Origin of the sequence: Microbacterium sp. KSW4-4 (assembly GCF_023091185.1) — a bacterium.
Taxonomy (GTDB): Bacteria; Actinomycetota; Actinomycetes; order Actinomycetales; family Microbacteriaceae; genus Microbacterium; species Microbacterium paraoxydans.
Map to the genome: position 1 here is coordinate 354,619 of NZ_JAHWXJ010000001.1, position 20,464 is coordinate 375,082.

21 protein-coding genes and 1 tRNA gene are annotated in these 20,464 nt (G+C 69.4%); 6 read left to right on the forward strand and 16 right to left on the reverse strand.

Annotation, left to right across the window (positions count from 1 at the left end):
- The first annotated feature begins 60 nt into the window (after positions 1-60).
- Entirely contained in the window at positions 61-516 is a 456-nt protein-coding gene (locus KZC57_RS01770; RefSeq protein WP_247640911.1) for a hypothetical protein, read from the forward strand.
- Positions 517-531: 15 nt separating this feature from the next.
- Here the strand turns inward: KZC57_RS01770 and KZC57_RS01775 are convergent, their stop codons facing one another.
- Positions 532-1,320, reverse strand: coding sequence for an N-acetylmuramoyl-L-alanine amidase (locus tag KZC57_RS01775; protein WP_247640912.1), 789 nt, complete (start codon positions 1,318-1,320; stop codon positions 532-534).
- Complete coding sequence (locus KZC57_RS01780) at positions 1,317-1,700, reverse strand: hypothetical protein (protein ID WP_217584929.1); 384 nt, start codon at positions 1,698-1,700, stop codon at positions 1,317-1,319. Before KZC57_RS01780 ends, KZC57_RS01775 begins: the two co-directional genes overlap by 4 nt.
- 265 nt (positions 1,701-1,965) lie before the next feature.
- Between KZC57_RS01780 and KZC57_RS01785 the strand changes: the two genes are divergently transcribed.
- The gene (locus KZC57_RS01785) at positions 1,966-3,072 is read left to right on the forward strand and encodes a hypothetical protein (RefSeq protein WP_247640913.1); all 1,107 of its coding nucleotides are present in this window, start codon (positions 1,966-1,968) and stop codon (positions 3,070-3,072) included.
- Between the two features lie 27 nt (positions 3,073-3,099).
- Here the strand turns inward: KZC57_RS01785 and KZC57_RS01790 are convergent, their stop codons facing one another.
- The gene (locus KZC57_RS01790) at positions 3,100-3,630 is read right to left on the reverse strand and encodes a GNAT family N-acetyltransferase (protein WP_247640914.1); all 531 of its coding nucleotides are present in this window, start codon (positions 3,628-3,630) and stop codon (positions 3,100-3,102) included.
- A gap of 47 nt (positions 3,631-3,677) precedes the next feature.
- The gene (locus KZC57_RS01795; protein WP_060921648.1) at positions 3,678-4,046 is read right to left on the reverse strand and encodes a VOC family protein; all 369 of its coding nucleotides are present in this window, start codon (positions 4,044-4,046) and stop codon (positions 3,678-3,680) included.
- A 54-nt stretch (positions 4,047-4,100) separates the two neighbouring features.
- Here KZC57_RS01795 and KZC57_RS01800 point away from each other — a divergent pair, with 54 nt between their 5' ends.
- The gene (locus KZC57_RS01800) at positions 4,101-5,426 is read left to right on the forward strand and encodes a nitrate/nitrite transporter (protein WP_025103458.1); all 1,326 of its coding nucleotides are present in this window, start codon (positions 4,101-4,103) and stop codon (positions 5,424-5,426) included.
- Between the two features lie 18 nt (positions 5,427-5,444).
- Positions 5,445-6,626: a DUF4232 domain-containing protein gene (locus KZC57_RS01805; protein ID WP_144881088.1), complete on the forward strand. Its 1,182-nt coding sequence runs from the start codon at positions 5,445-5,447 to the stop codon at positions 6,624-6,626.
- A 15-nt stretch (positions 6,627-6,641) separates the two neighbouring features.
- On the opposite strand, the gene KZC57_RS01810 is transcribed toward KZC57_RS01805, so the two are convergent.
- The 7 genes from KZC57_RS01810 to polA are packed head-to-tail and all read right to left on the reverse strand — an operon-like array spanning position 6,642 to position 15,904.
- Positions 6,642-7,454, reverse strand: coding sequence for an arginase family protein (locus KZC57_RS01810; protein WP_234024106.1), 813 nt, complete (start codon positions 7,452-7,454; stop codon positions 6,642-6,644).
- 56 nt (positions 7,455-7,510) lie between these two features.
- Positions 7,511-8,257, reverse strand: a complete 747-nt coding sequence (locus KZC57_RS01815; protein WP_247640915.1) for an SUMF1/EgtB/PvdO family nonheme iron enzyme — start codon at positions 8,255-8,257, stop codon at positions 7,511-7,513.
- A gap of 19 nt (positions 8,258-8,276) precedes the next feature.
- Positions 8,277-9,032 carry an SGNH/GDSL hydrolase family protein gene (locus KZC57_RS01820; RefSeq protein WP_060921652.1) on the reverse strand — a complete coding sequence of 252 codons (756 nt, stop codon included), beginning with the start codon at positions 9,030-9,032 and terminating at the stop codon, positions 8,277-8,279.
- A gap of 28 nt (positions 9,033-9,060) precedes the next feature.
- Positions 9,061-10,413: an MFS transporter gene (locus tag KZC57_RS01825; protein ID WP_247640916.1), complete on the reverse strand. Its 1,353-nt coding sequence runs from the start codon at positions 10,411-10,413 to the stop codon at positions 9,061-9,063.
- 51 nt (positions 10,414-10,464) lie between these two features.
- Positions 10,465-11,499, reverse strand: coding sequence for an LLM class flavin-dependent oxidoreductase (locus KZC57_RS01830; protein WP_247640917.1), 1,035 nt, complete (start codon positions 11,497-11,499; stop codon positions 10,465-10,467).
- 55 nt (positions 11,500-11,554) lie between these two features.
- Positions 11,555-13,231 (reverse strand): DUF885 domain-containing protein, encoded by a 1,677-nt coding sequence (locus KZC57_RS01835; RefSeq protein WP_217584919.1) that lies wholly within the window; start codon positions 13,229-13,231, stop codon positions 11,555-11,557.
- Positions 13,232-13,270: 39 nt separating this feature from the next.
- Complete coding sequence (gene polA / locus KZC57_RS01840; RefSeq protein ID WP_247640918.1) at positions 13,271-15,904, reverse strand: DNA polymerase I; 2,634 nt, start codon at positions 15,902-15,904, stop codon at positions 13,271-13,273.
- Between the two features lie 45 nt (positions 15,905-15,949).
- Here polA and KZC57_RS01845 point away from each other — a divergent pair, with 45 nt between their 5' ends.
- Positions 15,950-16,378, forward strand: a complete 429-nt coding sequence (locus KZC57_RS01845; RefSeq protein ID WP_071328611.1) for a hotdog fold thioesterase — start codon at positions 15,950-15,952, stop codon at positions 16,376-16,378.
- On the opposite strand, the gene KZC57_RS01850 is transcribed toward KZC57_RS01845, so the two are convergent.
- Together KZC57_RS01850 and KZC57_RS01855 are read right to left on the reverse strand one after the other, a co-directional pair.
- The gene (locus KZC57_RS01850) at positions 16,353-16,916 is read right to left on the reverse strand and encodes a GNAT family N-acetyltransferase (RefSeq protein WP_105949842.1); all 564 of its coding nucleotides are present in this window, start codon (positions 16,914-16,916) and stop codon (positions 16,353-16,355) included. The two genes, KZC57_RS01845 and KZC57_RS01850, sit on opposite strands and share 26 nt — an antisense overlap.
- Before the next feature lie 9 nt (positions 16,917-16,925).
- Positions 16,926-17,543 carry an ANTAR domain-containing response regulator gene (locus tag KZC57_RS01855; protein ID WP_025103469.1) on the reverse strand — a complete coding sequence of 206 codons (618 nt, stop codon included), beginning with the start codon at positions 17,541-17,543 and terminating at the stop codon, positions 16,926-16,928.
- Between the two features lie 100 nt (positions 17,544-17,643).
- Here KZC57_RS01855 and KZC57_RS01860 point away from each other — a divergent pair.
- Positions 17,644-17,729, forward strand: a tRNA-Leu gene (locus KZC57_RS01860).
- A gap of 68 nt (positions 17,730-17,797) precedes the next feature.
- Here the strand turns inward: KZC57_RS01860 and KZC57_RS01865 are convergent.
- From KZC57_RS01865 to KZC57_RS01875, 3 genes are all read right to left on the reverse strand, one after another.
- Positions 17,798-18,580, reverse strand: a complete 783-nt coding sequence (locus KZC57_RS01865; RefSeq protein ID WP_247640919.1) for a hypothetical protein — start codon at positions 18,578-18,580, stop codon at positions 17,798-17,800.
- Positions 18,581-18,960: 380 nt separating this feature from the next.
- On the reverse strand, positions 18,961-19,671 hold the full coding sequence (locus KZC57_RS01870) for a triacylglycerol lipase (RefSeq protein ID WP_105949843.1): 711 nt from the start codon (positions 19,669-19,671) through the stop codon (positions 18,961-18,963).
- Complete coding sequence (locus KZC57_RS01875) at positions 19,611-20,417, reverse strand: alpha/beta fold hydrolase (protein ID WP_247640920.1); 807 nt, start codon at positions 20,415-20,417, stop codon at positions 19,611-19,613. The genes KZC57_RS01870 and KZC57_RS01875 overlap by 61 nt, the downstream gene beginning before the upstream one ends.
- Positions 20,418-20,464 lie beyond the last annotated feature (47 nt).

The window sequence follows — 20,464 nt, forward strand, 5'->3', positions numbered from 1 at the left end:
ACCCGCCCATCCCCTCGGAATCACGGCCGAGTCGGTGCGCTCGCGGTCTTGGCCGCCGTCATGCTCTCGCTGGCGGCGTGCGGGAATTCGGACTACAGCCTGACGGAGGCCGATGCGTACGGGACCTGGCAGGCGGGAAGCGACCTGCCGACGACGCTCGAACTCGCCGAGGATGGTACCTTTCAGGCGACTGCGTGGCCACGAGATGTGGGGTGCGGCGGGAGTCCGCCACGCACCGCGGCGGAGCTGCGCGGGGCAGATGCCGTTGATTTCTCCGGGACCTGGGAAGAGGGTTCAGGTGGGGCTCTGAATGAGATCACGCTGGCGACGGACCCGAGATCACCGTGCGGGGCGACCTGGATCTACGCCGGTTTCCGAAGCAAAGACAGCGTCCTCTACACCTGCGTGCTCCTGGACGGACACATCGATGAGGCGACGGCGGAGAACTGGTTCATCCTCTACAAGGGTGAACCGGAGTCAACGCCGGATTCGAGTCGGTGCTTCAACTACAACTAGCCCGCTCCCCTGCCGTCACCGCGACTCCTTCCGGATCTCCTGAGCCCGCGCCACGATGTCGTCCACTCGCGATTGGAGGAACGGGCCGGGACACTCCGTTCCCGACCACGTCTCCTGGTGGGCGATGACGTGCTCTCGGTCGATCCGGAAGCGCACCGGGACGCCGTCCAGGGTCCGGCCGTCGAAGCCTGCGAGCCACGCGATCATCTGCGCGATCTCCTCGACCTGCGCGGTGGTAACCGTGTACTCCGGGGCTCCGGTGAAATCCAGCGTCTCCACCGCCACGGACCGCCAGTTCCAGTCCGCGCCGGTGGACGACGGCTTCGCTCCCGGGCGGATGGTCTCGATGACCGAGCCGTCGTGCCGGAGGTAGAAGGTGGGAGCCGATGATCGCCTGTTGCAGCGGGAGAAGAAGTCCAACTGGTCCGTCGTCGTGCCGGTGTGGTGGATGATGAAGCGGTCGATGACCGGGCTCACGGTTCGGTGATCGCTCCCCGCGATGCTGCGGTCAGCGCGCACCGTCGGATGGGCACAGTCCTCGAAACCGAGCGGTACCTCGAGACCCGTGACCGCGCGGTCGTAGACCGGCTCGTACTCTGGTAGCCCTCGGGGGTTGTCCGGGCTGCGTCCGGTGTCGTCTGCCTCTCCCCCGGAGTTCGCGGAGAGCCAGATGCCGACGCCGGTCACCACGACGCCGGTTCCGGCAGCGATGAGGAATCCCCGCCGCGTGTGCGTCGGGACGTGCTCATCGGCGTCCCATGCTCCCGGGTCCTCCGGATGCTGACCCTCCCCGCGTGTGCTCACGCGGCCTGGTCGTCGTCTCGGGGTGCTCGGGACTCTCGCGGCCGGCGTCGCCCTGGCCAGACGAAATGCGCGACCGAGAAGGCGAGGACCGTCCACGAGACGATGAACGCCCACCACGGGAGCGCCGCTCCCCCGCTTCCGCCCGCCAGCACGACCGACACGATGCAGGCGCCGAGTCCGACGACGACCCCGAGGACGGTGATCTCGCCATGGGCGAGCCACCGCGCGCGCAGCGCCGAGACGAGGCGAAGGGGCAGGCCGACCACCAGGGCGGTGATCATCGACACGACGGACAGCACGACGGCCATGATGCTCGCCCCGATGAAGGACGTCACCCCGTCGTACTCGTCCGCAGCACCGAGTGCGAGGAAGAAAGCCACGATGAACAGGAAAAAGCCACCGATGAAGAACTGGCCGAGGATGAGCGAGGCGGTCGATTCATCCGCTCCTCGAAAGCCCCCGCGTTTCCGCAGGTCTGCAGGGACACGGCGAGGGGAGGTCATATCGTGATCCTACGAGGTGCACGCCTTCGCTGGGAGCGCACTCGCGCTACTCTCATCCTCAGGGACAGGCACATTTGGGCCGCGGCTCGATCGATGGGGCCTGATCCTCCGCCTGCAGTCTGGGGAGAGGTGGGGCGAGCGGATGGGCGCTAGCGATGAGAAGGGCGAAGGGCTGCTGACGCCCATCGTGGTGGCCGTGGCGCTGGCGATGTTCAGCGCAGCGGTGGCGGTGGCCTCGACATTCCTGATCGCCGATCCTCGAATCGGCGTTCTGGCGGCAGTGACGCTGTCTTTCGGATGCGTCGGAGTGGCGGCAGGCCTCCTACTCACGAGGCGAAGGACCTGGGGCGACCCCTCGTGGCCTCCAGGCACGGAGCCGAAGCCCTGGACGGCCCGCCGCACCCGTCGGGTCTTCTTGCTCTACGGGGTCTTCCTTCTCCTCATCTCCGTGGGCGGGGTCGTCACACTGGCAGGGACGGATCAGAACGAGGCCGACGACCCGCTGCGCGGATGGGTGCTGTCCGCCGTGCTCGGTGTGGTGGGCCTGACGTCGATCATCAAAGGAGTGCGTCGGCAGCCTCAACCGGTGCACTCGTCCGATCGCCCGGAGAGCGAGCCGAACGTCGACGTGCAGGAGTGGATGCCGTTGGGGCCCTCTCGTTCGTGGACTCTCTTTCCCTGGTGGGCTCTTCACGTCTTCTCCGGACAGCCGCTTCTCCTTGCGATGATGATCGGCGCGTTCCTCATCCCGGTGGCTGCGGGACCGCTCGGCGCATGGACGTGGCCGCTCGCGGCTGCGCTGCTGGCGGCCGTGGCGATCACCATCAGCGCCGTCGTGCAGCGACGTTCGCGACCGCCGCGTATCTCACGCGACGCAACCCGTCTGCTCGTCGGCACGAAGGAGATCCCGACCGCGACCCTCACGACGGCCATGGTCATCGCGCACCCCTGGGAGCCGGACGCCACAGCCCGGAGTATCGCGGTCGTCTTCACGGCATCGGATCGCTCGCGAGCAGTGGTGGGCTTGCGAGAACGAGGGCTCCTCGTGTTGACCGATGAACAGACGGAACTCCTCGTCGCGGCGATCGAGCGAGCCCACATCGATCTCCCCCGCGACAAAGTCGATCCGCGCGGAAGGTTCTCACGGATGCTATACCCCAACCATCTGACGAAATCGGATGCCCTTCACCTCGTGCAGGAGCCCCCGGGTGACGGCGAGCCGCTGCCGGTGGGGTCCTCAGTCACGTGATCCAGAGCGCCGGCTCGGAGCCCGCTCTCACTTCTCGAAGAGAGACCTGACGGTCAGGATGTTTCGACCGTGGACGGAGGACGGGCGTTCCCGTCCGGATTCGACGAAACCGAGCTTCTCGAGCACCCGCCGGGACGGGAGGTTCCATTCCCAGACGCCGGCCCAGACGCGGTCGATTCCCACCCCGGCTGCCCATGCCAGGACGCTCTGAGCAGCTTCGGTGGCGTATCCCCGATTGTGCTCGGCACGGAGCAGCTCGAACGCGAGCTCCGGCTCCTCGCCCACCCCCTCGCCGCCGTAGACGAGACCGCAGTACCCGATCGATACCCCGGTGTCGATCCGTTCCACGGTGAGAAGCGACGAGGCCTCAGCGCCCTGGATATGCGCTCGGATGTCGGCCAGGCCGGGGCGGCCAGCCGCGTCGAGCCGACGGTGAGCGGGCACTCGGTCGTCACGTTCGCTCCACAGGTGCCGGAAGACGGGTGCGTCCTCGATCGTCTGCCGGCGCAGGCGGAGGCGCGACGTCTCCATTTCCGGGATGCGGGGCAGGTGACTCATCCTCGCAGTCTGGCACTCATCCGCCCCCGCGCTGTGATCTGCAGCGCCTAATGGGAGGACCAGACGCCGAGCTCGTTGCCGCTCGGGTCGGCGAAGTGAAGGCGCCGGCCACCGGGTAACGCATACGGCTCCTGCAGGATCCGGCCGCCTGCGTCCTGGATCGCCGCCTTCGTCGCATCGAGGTCATCGGAGTAGAGCAGCACGAGCGGACCGCCGACGGGTCGTGGTGCGTCCGCGAGCAGGAGCCCGCCGACCTCGCTCCCGTCTCCGCGGGGCGAGAGGATACCTGCATAGCCAGGGCCGTAGTCCTGAAAGCGCCACCCGAAGGCGGTGGTGAAGAAGCGTTTCGCCACGTCGAGATCCGTGACGACGAGCTCGACATAGTCGAGGGCGTGGTGCTGCGAGGAGGCTGTCATGCGGGCACTCTAGACACGGCGTCGGACATCGTCGGTCAGGAGTAGCGTGGAAGGGTGCCTCAGGTCTCCCACTCCCCCGTCTCCACACCGGGGTGGCGAGCCTGGGCGATCTGGTCCGTCGGCGTCGCGGCCTACGTGCTCGCCATCACCAACCGCACCTCTCTCGGCGCCGTCGGTGTCGAGGCCGCCGACCGCTTCCAGGCGGACGCCTCGACGCTCGCGCTGTTCGCGGTCGTGCAGCTCGCCGTCTACGGCGGGATGCAGATCCCGGTGGGCGTCCTCCTCGACCGCTACGGATCCCGTCCGATCATCACGGCGGGGATGCTGCTCATGGCGGCCGGACAGCTCACCATGGCACTCTCCCCCAGCATCGGCATCGCGATCGTCGCGCGTGTCCTCCTCGGAGCCGGCGACGCCGCCGTCTTCCCTGCCGTGCTGCGACTGGTGGCCACGTGGTTCCCCGCGCAGCGCGGGCCCGTCATGGTTCAGTTCACCGGGATCATCGGGCAGGCCGGGCAGCTGATCGCGCTGGTGCCGGTCGCCGCCCTGCTGCACGCCACCACCTGGTCGATCACGTTCGGCAGCATCGCCGGTCTCGGCCTGCTCTTCACGATCCTCGTGTGGCTCATCGTGCGCAACAACCCCGCGGAGAGCGGCCCCGACGTGTCGGTGAACACGGACACCGGAGTCGTGCGTGTCGTGACGTCGGCGATCGACACGGGCGTCGGCATCCGGGCGGCCTGGGCGCATCCCGGGACGCGGCTCGCGTTCTGGTCGCACTTCACCACCCCGTTCGCCGGCACGGTGTTCGTGCTGCTGTGGGGCATGCCGTTCCTCACGGCAGGCGAGGGCCTGACCACCGCCCACGCAGCGGGGATCATCTCGATCTACGTGGTCGCGGGCATGATCCTCGGGCCGATCATCGGCGATCTCTCCCGCCGCCTCCCGAATCACCGCTCGCTCGCCCTCGTCCTCCCCGCCGTCGGCGTGCAGATGGCCGCGTGGATCGCGGTCATCGCCCTCCCCGGCCCCGCCCCGGACTGGCTCCTCTGGGTCCTGGCGATCGCTCTCGCGACCGGGGGGCCCGCGTCGATGATCGCCTTCGACCACGCCCGCACGCACAACCCCGCGCACCGCCTCAGCACGGCGACCGGAGTCACGAACGCGGGGGGCTTCATCGCAGCCCTGATCGCGGTCTTCGTGATCGGCCTCCTCCTCGACGCCCAGGGCGCCGGCACCCCGGACACCTACACGCTCGACGCCTTCCGTGTCGCGTTCCTCACCCCGATCCCCCTCTGGATCCTCGGGGTCGTCTTCATCCTCATCGAACGCAAACGGACGCGCATCCGCATGGGGCTGGATCCCGAGCGGCGTCGCTGAGCACCCATAGGATGAGGCATGGCCTCCGCTCCCCCGTCGACCGCCCCCGTCTCGAGCGCCCGAGACGGCCGCACGAGGCCACCGGTGACGGCGGGGCTGCTCGCCGGCCTGCTCCTCGGCGCACTCTGGATCGTCTCCGGCGCCATCGCACGACTGACCGGTTCCGACATCGTTCTGACGCGGTTGCTGAGCTTCGCCGGTATCGGACCGCTTCAGAGTCATGCCTGGCTGCTCCCCGGTGCGTGGGGCGTCCTGGTGCTGACGGTGACGGCCGCCGTGCTGTGCAGCGTCGTCTGGGTCGTGGGACGCGGTGCGCAGGGTGTCGGCCGGGCTCCCGCGTTCCTCGTGCTCTGGTTCGGTGCCGTCCTCGCCGGAACGACCGTCGGGCTGTGCGACGACGTCACCCGGGTGCTGTCCTTCCTGCCTCTCTCGGGCCTGCACGGTGTCACCGCGGCGGTCGTCGAGTCCGCGCCGGACACCGCCTACTGGGGACTCGCCTGGGGCTGGATCCCCGCCTGGGCGTTCTCGCGCAGAGCCGGTGAGGAATCTGCGCGGCGGTGGTCCCCGGGCCTTCTCGGTGTCACCCTCGCGAGCGTGGTCGCTCTCGTCGTGGTCGGGAGCCTGGCCGATGCCGCGTGGCAGCGCCAGATCGTCGAGGAGAACGCCGCGCTGCAGGGCGCCACCGACGAGACGGGAGCCTTCGTCGATCCGGCGGCAGTGGGCGACCCTGTGCCGGAGCGCGCCCCGGGGGCCTCGACACCCCAGCTTCCCGCGGGCGCCTGCACCCTCGACCGAGCCACACTGCTGCTCGGAACCGCCGACGGGGCCACGGGGCACCGCGCCCAGAGCATCCGGCTGATGAACGTCGGTGAGGAGCCCTGCGTGGTCGAGGGGTATCCCGACATCGCGTTCGCGGACCAGAACGGCCATGCGCTCGACGTCGAGGTGCGCCCCGGTTCCTCATTCCTCGCGACCGACCCCGGTATCGCGCCCGTCACGGTGCCGCCCGGCGGCGAGGCGACTGCGGTGATCGGCTGGGATGCCAACGCGACGGACGGCGCTCTCGTCGCCCGCGCCCTGCATGCCGCCGTGCTCCCCGGACTCGACCGCGGCTCGTGGCCGGTCGAGCTCGACATCGTCTCGGGCTCCGAGGTCGAGATCACCGCCTGGCACCTCGGCGCCGCACCGGCCGCGCCGTGAGGGTACGCAGCGTCGTCAGCGCAGCAGGTGCTGGAACGTCTCCACGATCAACTCGACGCTGACGCGCTCCGGCACCTCCGCGTCGCCCGCCTCGAATTCCGCGAGCTCCACGCCGCGGACGTCGGCGGCCGGGATAGCGGCGAACAGCGCGGCCACCTGGTGCGGCAGCAGACCGTCGCCGACCCGATAGGCCGCGGGGATGTAGCCGGGCTCCAGGACGTCCCAGTCGACATGGATCCACACCGGCCGCCCGGCGATGAGGGCGCTCAGCCGTTCGGGCGTGCTCTCCGCGGGGCTGAGGACGGTCACTCCCGCGCCGGCGAGGAGCTCCCCCTCGGCGGGGTCGATGTCGCGGCCGCCGACGACGATGACCTGCCGCGGGTCGATGCCCGCCCCGTGGCCGCTGTCCCACAGGCCGCAGGCGGCGGCGAGGACCATGCCGCCGAGGTAGCCGGAGTCGGTGGTGTCCGGCGTGTTGAAGTCCCCGTGCGCATCGATCCACAGCACCACCGCGTCGGGGTGGTGCTCGGCAGCGCTCGGCAGCGTTCCGAGGCTCGCCGCACACGTGTTCGTCACGAGGAGCGGCGTCGCCTGCCCCGCGATCGCCTCCTGCACCGCGGCCCGGAGGCCCGCGAGCGTATCTGCCGCCTCGGGCAGCGCGACCGACCAATCATCGAGCCGAGCGGGCTCCGGAGTGCCGACCACGACGGGCTCCTGCCGGAGAAGCGAGGACAGGGCGTCGGCGACGCGGCGCGCCCCGACGAGGGCTCCGTCCGTGCGGTCGGCGACGCGACCCTGGTTGAGGATGAGCGCGAAGGGCCTGGTCATCCGCTCAGTCTCCCACCCGGCGCAGACCGCGGCCAAACCGCCGGACGCGGCCTGCACTAACGCCGGCGCGGAGTCCATCCCGACGGCAGCCCTCCGTCGACGAAGGCGCGGTCCCGGTCCGCCGCCGCCGACCAGCCCTGCGCCTCCTCCTCGGTGTCGAAGGCGCCCCGGGCCACGCGGAAGCCGACGTCCTCGTGGTGCATGCGCGGCGCTCCCCCACGGCGGACCGAGGCGCGCACGCTCCAGGCGTCGTCGGCGAACCCGCCGCCGCGGAAGACCCGGTAGTCGTCGTACCGCGCGGGGTCGAGGAGGTCCCAGCACCATTCCCACACGTTCCCGAGCGTGTCGAACAGCCCGTGCAGGTTCGGGAGCTTCCCACCCACGTCCTGCGGCGTACCGACTCCGTCGGCAGCAGTCCACGCGGCCTCGGTCAGCGGGGCGTAGTGCGGCCCGGTGGAACCGGCGCGGCAGGCGTACTCCCACTCGGCCTCGGTCGGCAGGCGGTAGCCGTCCGCCGTGGTGTCCCAGGCCACATCCTCACCCTCGAAGTGGTAGACGGGATCGAGCCCCTCCCACTCCGAGGCGGCGTTGCAGAAGTGGACGGCCCGCAGCCAGCTCACGTCGGCGACCGGGCGACGAGGATGCCGTGACGGGGTGCCCAGGACCTCGGTGACCTGTTCTTCGGTCACCGGGAAGACACCGAGGGCGAAGGGTTCGAGTTCCACGGTGCGGCGCGTGCGTCGCCGGGCGTCGTGCAGCGTCACCGTGCCGGCGGCGAGACGGACGAGCTCGATATCGCTCATGCGCGAGGTACGGCGACGCTCACGCCGGAGTCCGCTCGACCCAGGTGGGGTACTTCGCTGCGCGGCCGTCTCCGGACGAGGTCCGCGTCACGCGTCGACGCACCCAGGGTCCGACGAACTGCCGGTAGTAGGCCAGACCCGCGGGGCCGGCGGTCCAGCGATCGAGCGGTGCCCACCAGGCTGCCGGCGGCTCGAAGCCGAGTCCATGCAGCACGCGGGCCGCGACACGATGGTGTCCGGCCGCGTTCATATGAAGCCGGTCCTCCGACCAGTACGCGGGCTTCGAGAGCTCCGTGTCCGGCCAGTTGAGGGCGCGGATCACGTCGGGGCGGTCCTCGATCCGCCGCAGGACGGCCTCGGAGAGCAGGTCGCCCCGGCGCTGCACGAGGGAGCCCATCGGAAGCTGCCCGCTGGGGTTGGCACCGGAGAGCAGGATCATCGTCACGCCCTCCTCGTCGCACCGTCGCAGCACCCGGCTGAACGCATCGGCGATGTGCTCCACGTCGGTCCGCGGCCGCAGCATGTCGTTGCCGCCGCCGTTGAACGACAGGTGCGTGGGACGCAGGGCCAGGGCGGGTTCGAGCTGCTCCTCGACGATCGGCCAGGCCAGCTTCCCTCGGATCGCCAGGTTCGCGTACTGGATGGGGTGCCCCGCGGCATCCGCCCATCCCTGCGCGGCGATGTCGGCCCAGCCGCGCTCGCGCCCATCGGGGAGCACATCGCCCACGCCTTCGGTGAAGGAGTCGCCTATCGCGACGAAACGTACATCAGCCACGCGCCCAGCCTATTCCCGGTCCCGGACGTCACCGGTCGTCCAGCGCCGCTCCGCTCCGGTCGACCAGACCCCACGCCGCGGCCGCCGCGAGGAGGAAGCAGGCCGCGAACACGACGAACAGCAGAGGGGCGCCGCCGGCGCCGAGGAGGACGGGAACGGCGAGGGGCGCCACGATGGAGGCGATGCGTCCGACCCCGGCGGCCCAGCCCGCCCCGGTGCCGCGCAGCGAGGTCGGGTAGATCTCGGGCGTCACCGCGTACAGCGCGCCCCACGCGCCGAGGGTGAAGAACGACAGGGACATGCCGGCGCCGATGATCATCGGCACGGTCGTGGCGGTGCCGAAGACGACGGCCGACGCGGTCGCCCCCAGAAGGAAGACCGACAGCGTGATGCGGCGTCCCCACACCTCGATGAGCCAGGCCGCCACGGCGTAGCCCGGGAGCTGCGCGAGCGTGATGATGAGGGTGAAGCCGAACGAACGCACGAGGTCGAATCCGGCGTCCACGAGAATGCTGGGGATCCAGATGAAGGCCCCGTAGTACGCGAAGTTCACGGCCAGCCACACGAGCCAGAGGCACGCCGTCCGCACGCGGAACTCTGCGTTCCAGAGGGTCGCGAGCCGTGCCCGTGCTGTCTTCGCGATGGCCCGCGACGCCGGTTCCTTCCGGAGGGGCGGGGTGTACTCGACTCCCGCATCGGCCTCGAAGGCCGCCACGATGCGATCCGCTTCCGCGATGCGTCCGCGGGACGCCAGCCAGCGCGGCGACTCGGGCAGACCCCATCGCACGACGAGCGCGTAGACCGCGGGGATGGCGCCCAGCGCGAAGGCCCATCGCCAGCCCGATTCGGAGGCGGGGATGACGAAGAAACCGATGAGCGCGGAGGCCGTCCAACCCACAGCCCAGAAGGCTTCCAGGATGACGATGAGGCGGCCGCGGATGCGCGCCGGAGCGAACTCGCTCACGTAGGTCGAGGCGACCGGCAGCTCCGCGCCGAGCCCCAGGCCGACGAAGAACCGCAGCACGAGGAGCGCGGCCACTCCCCCGACCAGCGCGCTGGCCCCCGTCGCTACGCCGTAGACCAGCAGCGTGAGCGCGAACACCTGCCGGCGGCCGAAGCGGTCGGCGAGAAGCCCGCCGAGGGTCGCACCGACCGCCATGCCGACGAAGCCGAGCGACGCGATCCAGCCGGCCTCCCCCTTGGTGAGATCCCATTGCTGGGTCAACGCGGCGATGATGAAGGAGATGAGTCCGACGTCCATCGCGTCGAGCGCCCAGCCGACGCCCGAGCCTGTGAGCAGGCGCAGGTGCCGCCGAGTGAACGGGAGGACATCGAGGCGCTCGGCGAGCGAGGTGCGGCTCGGCAGGGCGGTATCGGCCATGATTCTCATCGTAGGGCCGCCCGTCCCGCCGAGCCGCGAGATGACGTCTGCTCAGTCGCGGTCGGCGAGGAGCTTTCGCACGCGAGGGATGACCTCGGTGCCGTACAGCTCGATGCTGCGCATCATCGACTCGTGCGAGAGGGTGCCGGTCGCATACTTCAGGTCGAAGCGGCCGAGGCCGAGTGTCGTGATCGTATCGGCGATCTTCGCCGCCACCCGCTCCGGCGAGCCGGCATAGAGGGATCCCTCGGGACCGATGTCGTTCTGGAAGCGCGCGCGGCTGTAGGGCGGCCAGCCGCGCTCCCGACCGATGGTGTTGTTCATCGCCTCGAAGCCCGGGTAGGCCTCGTCCCATGCCTCCGCGTCGGTGGGCGCGATGTGTCCCGGCGAGTGCACGGCCACCGGGTGCGCGGTGGTGCCGAAGGACGCGACCGAGCGGTGGTACAGGTCGACGAACGGCTTGAATCGCCCGGCCGGGCCGCCGATGATGGCCAGCATGAGGCCGAGACCGTGACGCGCGACACGCACGACGGACTCGGGGCTGCCGCCGACGCCGACCCACGTGCGCAGGCCCTTCGCGGTCTTCGGGAACACGTCCGCGTTGTCGAGCGACGGCCGCAGCGTGCCGGACCAGGTCACCGGCTCCTCCTTGAGGAGCTCGACGAACAGCTCGAGCTTCTCCTCGAAGAGCCGGTCGTAATCGCGCAGGTCGTAGCCGAACAGCGGGAAGGACTCGATGAATGAACCGCGCCCGAGCACGACCTCCGCCCGCCCTCCGGACAGGGCGTCGAGAGTCGAGAAGCGCTCGAACACGCGCACCGGGTCGTCCGAGGACAGCACGGTCACGGCGGTGCCCAGCCGGATCCGCTCGGTCCGGGCGGCGATCGCCGCGAGCACCATCTCCGGAGACGAGACCGCGAACTCGCGCCGATGGTGCTCCCCCACGCCGAAGAAGTCCACGCCGACGGTGTCGGCCAGTTCCGCCTGGGCGACGACGTTCCGGATGGTCTGCGCGCCGCTGAGCAGCTCGCCGTCCTGATCCCGGGTGATGTCGCCGAACGTGTCCAGCCCGAATTCGATGTCCATGTCGCACCTTCCTATTCAGCTGAATGGAACGCGCGGCGGGAGACGGGCATTCCCGTCACCGAGGCAGCAGCGCGCTCCGCAGCGTGTCCAACCCGACACCGCCCAGATCGAGGGCGCGCTTGTGGAAGCCCTTGAAGCTGAACGCGTCGCCCTCCGCCTGCTGGACGGCGTCGCGGACCTGCTCCCAGATCCGCTGACCGACCTTGTACGACGGCGCCTGACCCGGCCAGCCGAGGTACCGGTTGACCTCGAACTGCACGAACTGGTCCGACATGTTGACGTTACGACGGAGGAAGTCGAGCGCGTAGTCGGCATCCCAGACGCCGTCACCGTCGAGACGGGGCTTGCCGAGGTGCACGCCGATGTCGAGGACCACGCGCGCCGCCCGCATCCGCTGCCCGTCCAGCATGCCGAGGCGATCCGCCGGGTCGTCAAGGTATCCGAGCTGCTCCATCAGTCGCTCCGCATACAGCGCCCAACCCTCCGCGTGACCGGAGGTGCCGGCGAGCAGCCGTCGCCACGAGTTGAGCTCGGCGCGGTTGTAGACAGCCTGGGCGATCTGCAGGTGATGTCCCGGCACGCCCTCGTGGTACACGGTGGTGAGCTCGCGCCACGTGTCGAACTCGGTGACACCCTCGGGGACCGACCACCACATGCGACCGGGACGGGAGAAGTCGTCGGTGGGACCGGTGTAGTAGATCCCGCCCTCCTGCGTCGGCGCGATCATGCACTCCAGGGTGCGGATGGCTTCCGGGATGTCGAAGTGCGAGGCGCCGAGCTCGGCGACCGCACGATCGCTGGTCTCCTGCATCCACCGCTGGAGCGCGTCCGTGCCGACGAGCTTGCGCGCGGGGTCGGATTCCAGGTGCGCGACGGCCTCTTCGACGGAGGCGCCGGGGAGGATCTCGTTCGCGATCGCCGTCTGCTCGGCCACCATGCGGGCGAGCTCTTCGCGACCCCACTCGTAGGTCTCGTCGAGGTCGATGGTGGCGCCGAGGAATCGGCGGGAGTTGAGGGCGTACAGTTCGCGCCCCACGGCGTCCGTCTCACCGGCCTCGGGCGCGAGCTCCTCGGCCAGGAAACGCCGCAGCTCGCCGTAGGCGACCCGGGCAGCCGCGGAGTTGTCCGCCAGGGTGCGGGCGAGCGAGGCGGGAAGCTGGCCCTCCTGCGGGTCGGCGTGCGCGACGAAGGCAGCGAAGAACCCGTCGTCGGCGATGTAGCGGTCGATCTGGGTCGCGACCTCCGCGACCTGGCGGCGGGCGGGAGTGACCCCCTCGGCGATGCCCAGACGGAGCGTCTCGATGTACCCGCGCAACGCCGCGGGCACGGCGGAGAGCCGGGTGGAGACGACCTCCCAGTCCTCGACCGTCGCGGTGGGCATCAGGTCGAAGGCGGAGCGGACGTCCTGCGCGGCGGACGCGATGACGTTCAGGTCGCGCAGGTGCCACTTCGCCTCGTGCAGCTCGAGGTCGAGGCGCAGCTCCGCAGTGAGGTCGGTCTTGGTCACCTCGTCGATCGCATCGACGGGCTCCAGCGCGGAGAGCGTGTCGAGCGTGGCCCGCGTCGCCGCGGCGATCTCCTCATGACCTTCCGGGCTCAGATCGCCGAACCGGTCGTTGACCTCGGACCGGCCGATGTAGGTGCCGAGAGTCGGCGCCAGGACGGCGATCGTGTCGACCCATTCATCGGCGACCCTGTCGATGGCGGAGGGGGTGCGGGGTGCTGAAGTCATACCTTCCAGCCTAATCCCCGCCCCCGTCGGCCACCGGGATCAGTGCGCGGCTTCGTTCCAGTCCCGACCGCGGCCCACCTGCACGTCGAGCGGCACGGAGAGCTGAGCGGCGTCCCCCATCCGCGTGCGGACGATCTGCTCCACCTCATCCCACTCCCCGGCCGCGACCTCGACGACGAGTTCGTCGTGGATCTGCAGCAGCACGCGCGACTCCAGCTTGGCGGCGTGGAGGTCGTCGTGGATGTGGAACAGCGCGATCTTCATGATGTCGGCCGCGCTGCCTTGGATCGGGGCGTTGAGCGCCGCCCGCTCGGCGTTCTCCCGCAGCACGCGGTTGGGACTCGCGAGATCGGGGAACGGTCGCCGACGGCCGAAGATCGTCTCGGTGTAGCCGACCTCCTTGGCCTTCATCACCGAGGCGCGCAGGTAGTCGCGGACCGCGCCGAACCGTGCGAAGTACTCGACCATGAGCTGCTTGGCCTCGGACTGCTCGATGCGCAGCTGCTTGGACAGCCCGAACGCGGAGAGGCCGTAGACGAGGCCGTACGACATCGCCTTGACCTTGGTGCGCATCGCCGGGGTGACCTCGGACGGATCGACGCCGAACACGCGGGCGCCGACGAAGCGGTGCAGGTCTTCACCGCTGTTGAACGCCTCGATCAGCCCCTCGTCGCCCGAGAGGTGCGCCATGATCCGCATCTCGATCTGCGAGTAGTCGGCGGTGAGCAGGGTCTCGTACCCCTCGCCGACCTCGAAGGCGCTGCGGATGCGCCGCGACTCCTCGGTGCGGACCGGGATGTTCTGCAGGTTCGGATCGGTGCTGGACAGGCGTCCGGTCTGGCTGCCGGTCTGCACGTACGTCGTGTGGACCCGGTGGTCCTCCCGGATCGCGGTGTCGAGGGACTCGATGATCTGCCGCAGCTTCGTCGCCTCGCGGTGCTGCAGCAGCAGGCTCAGGAACGGGTGCGGGTGGGATTCCTGCAGGTCGGCGAGCACCGCGGCATCGGTCGAGTACCCGGTCTTCGTCTTGCGCGTCTTCGGAAGCTGCAGGTCTTCGAACAGCACCTCCTGCAGCTGCTTCGGCGACCCGAGGTTGAACTCGCGACCGACGACCGAGAACGCCTCCTGGGCCAGGGCGTCCGCCCGCGTCGCGAGCTCCGCCGAGAACGTCGACAGCACCTCGTGCGACACGGCGACGCCCGCGAGCTCCATGTCGGCGAGCGTGCGGAGCGTCGGCAGCTCGATGTCGCGGAGCACCGCATCCACCGGCTCCGGCAGATCGTTCCGCAGCGCCTCGGCCACCCGGAGGATGAACCATGCCTCCTGCGAGGGGGTGGCGCCCTCGGTCTCCGGCACGAGCTGCGACGGATCGGCCTGGGGGAGCTTCTCCCCCAGGTAGCGCTGCACGAGGTCGGACAGCGTCTTGTCCGGGAAGCTGGGGCGCAGCAGCCAGCCCGCGAGGCTCGTGTCGTACGCGAGCCCGCCCAGACGGATGCCCTGACGGAGCAGCGCCTTCACCTGCGGCTTGGCGTCGTGCAGCACCTTCGGCGCGTCGGACTCCAGCCACGCACGCAGCGCCTGGGCCCCCTCCTCCGACCAGTCGAGCTCGCGCAGCTCGCTCCCGGTGGCGACACCGACGCGCACCGGTGCGCCCGACTGCACCACGACCCGGAGAGCGATGTCCCCTTCCTGAGCCGCGGCCCACGTGGCCAGATCAGCGGCGGACACCTGTGCCGGCGTGGGCATCTCGACGACGGAGGCCGGATCGTCGGCGACCTCGCCCGCACCGACGGCCTCGAAGACCCGCGGCAGCAGCGTGCGGAACTCCAGCCGGGCGAAGATGTCGCGGACGGCCTCGGCATCGATCGGGGCGACGGCGAGGTCGGCCGGTGCGACCGGCAGCTCCACGTCGGTCAGCAGGCGGTTGAGCTTGCGGTTGCGGCGGACGTCTTCGATGTGGTCGCGGAGGTTGCCGCCGACCACGCCCTTGATCTCACCGGCACGCTCGAGCAGCTCGTCGAGGGAGCCGAACTGCGTGAGCCACTTGACGGCCGTCTTCTCCCCCACCTTCGGCACGCCGGGGAGGTTGTCGCTGGTCTCACCCACAAGGGCGGCGATGTCGGGGTACTGTTCGGGACGGACGCCGTAGCGCTCCTGCACGGTCGCCGGGTCGTAGCGCTTGAGCTGTGAGACACCCTGGACGGACGGGTACAGCAGCGTGACGTCGTCGGTGACGAGCTGGATGGTGTCGCGGTCTCCCGAGACCACGAGCACGTCGTAGCCCTGGGCCGCCCCCTGCGTGGAGAGGGTGGCCAGGATGTCGTCGGCCTCGATGCCCTCCTGCGTCAGCACCGGGATCGACATCGCCGCGAGGCAGTCCTGCAGCAGCGGGATCTGGCCCTTGAACTCCTGCGGCGTCTCGGACCGGGTGGCCTTGTACTCCGGGTACTCATCGGTGCGGAACGAGTGGCGGGAGGTATCGAACGCGATCGCGAGATGCGTGGGCTGCTCGGCCTTGATGAGGTTGACCAGCATGGACAGGAAGCCGTAGATGGCGTTCGTGTGCTGGTTGTCCTTGGTGGTGAAGTTGTCGACCGGGAGGGCGAAGAAGGCCCGGTAGGCGAGCGAGTGGCCGTCGACGACCATGAGGGTAGGCTTTGCGGAGTCCGTCACCCTGTCAGCCTAACGAGGAGCACGGACACCCGCAGAGGAGGATGCATGAGCGAGGTCGCCACCAGCGAAGGACTCGAGTGGGCGGCCGCCCGCGGCATGGGGGCGCTGGCCGAGAAGATGGGCATGGAGTTCGTCGAGTTCGGCGTCGATCGGTGCGTGGCGACGATGCCGGTGGAGGGCAACACCCAGCCCGTCGGTCTCATGCACGGCGGCGCCTACGTGGTCCTCGGCGAATCGCTCGGCTCGATGGCGGCGAATCTGCACGCAGGAGCGGGCCGCCTCGCCGTCGGCGTCGACATCAACGCCACGCACACCCGGTCGGCCACCTCGGGCGTCGTCACCGGGGTCTGCACACCCGTGCACCTGGGGCGCAGCATCACGGTGCACGAGATCGTCGTCACCGACGATCAGGGTCGGCGCTGCTCGACGATCCGCATCACCAACATGATCAAGGACGCTCCCGCCGCGGACTGAGCGGTTCCTCCAGCAGCAGCTGGAACAGGATGTGGTCCTGCCACTCCCCCGCGATCCGCAGGTACTTCGGCGCGATGCCGATGCGCTCGAAGCCGGTGGCGGCGAGGACCCGCTGCGAGGCGACGTTGTGCAGCAGCGTCGACGCCTGGAGGCGATGCAGCCGCAGCTCGTCCCGCGCGTGCTCCGCCACGAGGGCGACCGCGCGCCCCGCGAGCCCTCGGCGCAGTCGGGTGGAATCGATCCAGTACCCGAGATCGGCGCTCCAGAACGCACCGCGCACGATGGTGTTCAGGTTGACCCGGCCGCGGATCTCGCCGTCGTCCGAGAGGATAACGAACCGGGAACTCCGGCCGAGGGCGGCCTCGGCGACGCACTGCTGCGCGTTCTGCTCCTGCCATTCCTCGGTGAAGAACGCCTCGGAACGCGCCGGCTCCCACGGGGCGAGGTGCTCTCTGTTCGCGAGATACGCGCGCGCGAGCGCCGCACCGTCGCCGGCGCGGACCGGCCGCAGAACGTGCTCTGCGTCCAGCCGGAGCACCGGAGTGCCTTACTTCTTGGGAGCGAGCTGCTCGATGATCGCCTTGGCGACGTCCTGCATCGTCAGGCGGCGATCCATCGACGCCTTCTGGATCCAGCGGAACGCCTCGGGCTCGCTCAGGCCCATCTTCTCGTTGAGGAGGCCCTTCGCGCGGTCGACGAGCTTGCGGGTCTCGAAGCGCTCGACCATGTCGGCGACCTCGGCCTCGAGGGTGATGATCTGCTCGTGGCGGGCCAGGGCGATCTCGATCGCGGGGAGGAGATCGTTCGGGGTGAAGGGCTTCACGACGTAGGCGAGGGCTCCGGCCTCGCTCGCGCGCTCCACGAGCTCCTTCTGACTGAACGCGGTCAGCAGCACGACCGGGGCGATGTTGCCCTTGTGGAGCTTCTCGGCGGCGCTGATGCCGTCGAGCTGGGGCATCTTCACGTCCATGATGACGAGGTCGGGACGCAGCTCGGTGGCGAGGGCCACCGCCGTCTCGCCGTCGCCGGCCTCGCCGACGACATCGAAGCCGTTGTCGCGGAGGATCTCGACGATGTCGAGACGGATCAGCGACTCGTCTTCGGCGACGACGACGCGTCGGGGTGCGGATGCCGTGGGCTGCTCAGCCTGTTCTTGCTCGGTCACCCCTCCATCCTAACGGAGAGGTCCCCACCACCGGCTGAAGACAGAGGACGCGCGGGGAACCGTCCGTCGTCTGCGCTACAGTCGAAGTCGCGAGACACGGGCCGGCGTGGCGGAATGGCAGACGCGGAGCACTCAAAATGCTTTGTCCGAAAGGGCGTGTGGGTTCGAGTCCCACCGCCGGCACCAGCATCGCGGACCGCTCGCCCCGTCACTCGGCGATGGTGTGCTCCTGCCACCGAGGGATGACTCGCCGCTCATTCCAGCGGTTCGTTCAACCAGGCCACGAGACGACCGTGCGCGTGGCCCGTTCTCGAGCCTCCCGCGGTGGACCGTTCCCGGGTCCCCCTCTGAGCGCGGACCTCTACGATGAGGATCTCGAGAAGCTCGCTGATGCTTCGAAACGCCCTGTTCTCGGCTGCACGCACAGACGCAAAGTGACGCTTGACCAGTCGACTGGTGAGCGAATCCTCGACTGCTGCACTGATCGGCTGTTTTATGAGCGGCTTCGTGATCAGTTTCAATTCATGCTCCTTCGCTCCGCGTATGTATCCGACTACCCACTCCCTGGTCCCAGGAGGAGCGGGATGGATCCGGAACCATCGCTCCACTGCATCTCTTACGTTCTGCGAGTCGACTTCGAGGTCACGCAGCTTGGTGCGAGTGTCGACGAGTGCACGCGTCAACTGGGTCGGGCTGGTTTCGTGCCAGTCGTCAAGCTCTGAATTCTCGAGGATGTCCAGCGTCGTCCTGTGTTTATTCGAGAGCACTCCGAGCGCGGAGTAATCGGGTACGTAATGCGGTCGCTGCAAGACGTAGAGCATCGGCTCTACCAGGCGGCGACTCACCCGCTCGACAAGGATGCGCTTTTGCCGCCTCTCAATCCCCCGCTGGTACAGGTAGAGCACGATGCCAATAAAAACACCGGTCGCCAAGGCCACAGTGAGGTCAGGTATCAAAGTGGAAAGATCGGGAGGCCACGGGCCGGTGCTGTCGGGTGCTGGCGCATCGGCTCCGCGTGCCCCATGCAGCCCGCTCACGACTGGACCATCTTGAGTCTGCCCAAGTCAGCAGCTCGGCCACGCCAGCTTGTCGTGACGTGGTAGCAGAGACGCTTCCCCAGCGGCATTCCTGCCCCACTCATGCGGTTGCGGAGAACGGACCTGGCATCGTGGTCGCCCCCATCACGCAAGCCGTCAGCGCCACTATCGACGCGCAAAGCACTCGTTGAGCAGGTCGACGAGCTGAAATCAGAGTGTCCCCACCACACGCCCACCGGAACGTTCATGCGCTCATGCTAGCGGCCGTTGACGGCCCGTCTGCGCGGGCACCGCTGTATGGGTCTCGATACCCTCGGCGGGGGTTCGGTCGTGGGTTCGAGTCCCACCGCCGGCACCAGCATCGCGGACCGCTCACCCCGTCACTCGGCGAGGGCGGCGAGTTCGGCCATCACACGGGGGTGGGCGAGGATGCGGAAGTGCCCGCCCGTCTCCAGGACGACGTTCTTGGCCCCGGCGAGCTCGCTCCCCTCGGGGATGTGCGGATCGAACGCGGCGTAGATCGAGACGATGCGCGCGTTCACATCGAGCTCCCGCCCCAGCGCGACGATCGAGGGGTCGTCTGGTGAGAACGCCCGCAGCACCCGACCGGGCAGCAGCCGCGCATATCGGGAGCCCCCGAACGGCGTCGCGATGGCGAGCATGCCGCGGATCCGGGCACCCTCCGGGCCGGTCATCACCAGCTTCCCGGCGAGGCCGCCTTTGCTGTGGGCGACGAGGAACACGCCCGAGAGGTCGTGCGCGCGCAGGTAGTCGGCCACCTGATCGGCCTCATCCTGCACGGGGAACTGGTTACGGTGCAGCGCATCCACGACATGGACCGGGTGCCCCCGCTCGTGCAGCGCGACGATGAGCGGCTCCAGGAAGCGCCAGGTCTCGTAAACACCGGCGAGCACCACGATCGGGGCACGGTCTCCGGTGGTGAAGTCATCCGCCTGGTCACGGCCGAAGAACGATCGGACCTGCCAGAACCCCGCGTAGGCGTAGTCCGCGGCCCACCAGCCCAGAATCCTCAGGACGCTGATCGTGCCCTCCCCCGCCGGATGGGTGCGGCCGGCACCGCCGTCGGCCATGCTCCCGTCGTGTGGGCCAGGATCGCGGAAGCCACCGCCCGGGGCGCGGACTGCTGCGCGACATGATGATGACCGGGGATCTCCACCAATCGCGAGACGGCCGCCGCGTCGCGCAGGCGCCGGCACCACGCGCGTCCTGCGATCGGATCGTCACTCCCCCGGACGACGAGCACCGGCATGGTGAGAGCCGCGACCCTCTCCTCCAGGGGATACGCGAGCATGTGCCGGACCTGGCGGAGATACCACCGCACGCCGCAGCGCAGGTAGTCGGTGAAGACGACCGTGTTGATCGCGGGGGTCTCGCCGACGGTGTCGACGGCCAGGGCCCGGGCCTGCGCGCCGAGAGTCCGGTGGGCGTCGTCGGTGACGGGACCGATCGTCACGACGGTCCGGACGTACTCGGGATGCCGCAGCGCCGTCTCCACGGCCCACTGCACGCCCATCGAGTGTCCGACGAGCACGACCCGGTCGTCGTCGAGGCTCGCCACCACCTGGGCCAGGCCCGCCGCCATTTGCGGGATCGAGACGTCGAACCGGGGCTTGGGCAGGCCGCCGAAGCCCGGGAGGTCGACGGAGACCACTCTGGTCGTGTCCGCGAGCACGGCGTGCAGCCGCGACAGATACCGATGCGACATCCCGATCCCGTGCACGAGGACCACGGTCGAGGCGGTGCTGCCGGCGGGCCGAGGACTCTCCAGGATGCGGAACGTCAGCCCGGAGGTGACGAGGAGACGACGGAGGACCATGGCAGCACGCTAACCGAGGCCGCCGTCACGGCCGAGAGGCTTGACGC

Coding starts and splice junctions, on each gene's coding strand:
- KZC57_RS01770 (WP_247640911.1), top strand. CDS start 61: ATGCTCTCGCTGGCGGCGTGCGGGAATTCGGACTACAGCCTGACGGAG.
- KZC57_RS01785 (WP_247640913.1), top strand. CDS start 1,966: ATGGGCGCTAGCGATGAGAAGGGCGAAGGGCTGCTGACGCCCATCGTG.
- KZC57_RS01790 (WP_247640914.1), bottom strand. CDS start 3,630: ATGAGTCACCTGCCCCGCATCCCGGAAATGGAGACGTCGCGCCTCCGC.
- KZC57_RS01795 (WP_060921648.1), bottom strand. CDS start 4,046: ATGACAGCCTCCTCGCAGCACCACGCCCTCGACTATGTCGAGCTCGTC.
- KZC57_RS01805 (WP_144881088.1), top strand. CDS start 5,445: ATGGCCTCCGCTCCCCCGTCGACCGCCCCCGTCTCGAGCGCCCGAGAC.
- KZC57_RS01810 (WP_234024106.1), bottom strand. CDS start 7,454: ATGACCAGGCCCTTCGCGCTCATCCTCAACCAGGGTCGCGTCGCCGAC.
- KZC57_RS01815 (WP_247640915.1), bottom strand. CDS start 8,257: ATGAGCGATATCGAGCTCGTCCGTCTCGCCGCCGGCACGGTGACGCTG.
- KZC57_RS01825 (WP_247640916.1), bottom strand. CDS start 10,413: ATGGCCGATACCGCCCTGCCGAGCCGCACCTCGCTCGCCGAGCGCCTC.
- KZC57_RS01830 (WP_247640917.1), bottom strand. CDS start 11,499: ATGGACATCGAATTCGGGCTGGACACGTTCGGCGACATCACCCGGGAT.
- KZC57_RS01835 (WP_217584919.1), bottom strand. CDS start 13,231: ATGACTTCAGCACCCCGCACCCCCTCCGCCATCGACAGGGTCGCCGAT.
- KZC57_RS01845 (WP_071328611.1), top strand. CDS start 15,950: ATGAGCGAGGTCGCCACCAGCGAAGGACTCGAGTGGGCGGCCGCCCGC.
- KZC57_RS01870 (WP_105949843.1), bottom strand. CDS start 19,671: ATGGCCGACGGCGGTGCCGGCCGCACCCATCCGGCGGGGGAGGGCACG.
- KZC57_RS01875 (WP_247640920.1), bottom strand. CDS start 20,417: ATGGTCCTCCGTCGTCTCCTCGTCACCTCCGGGCTGACGTTCCGCATC.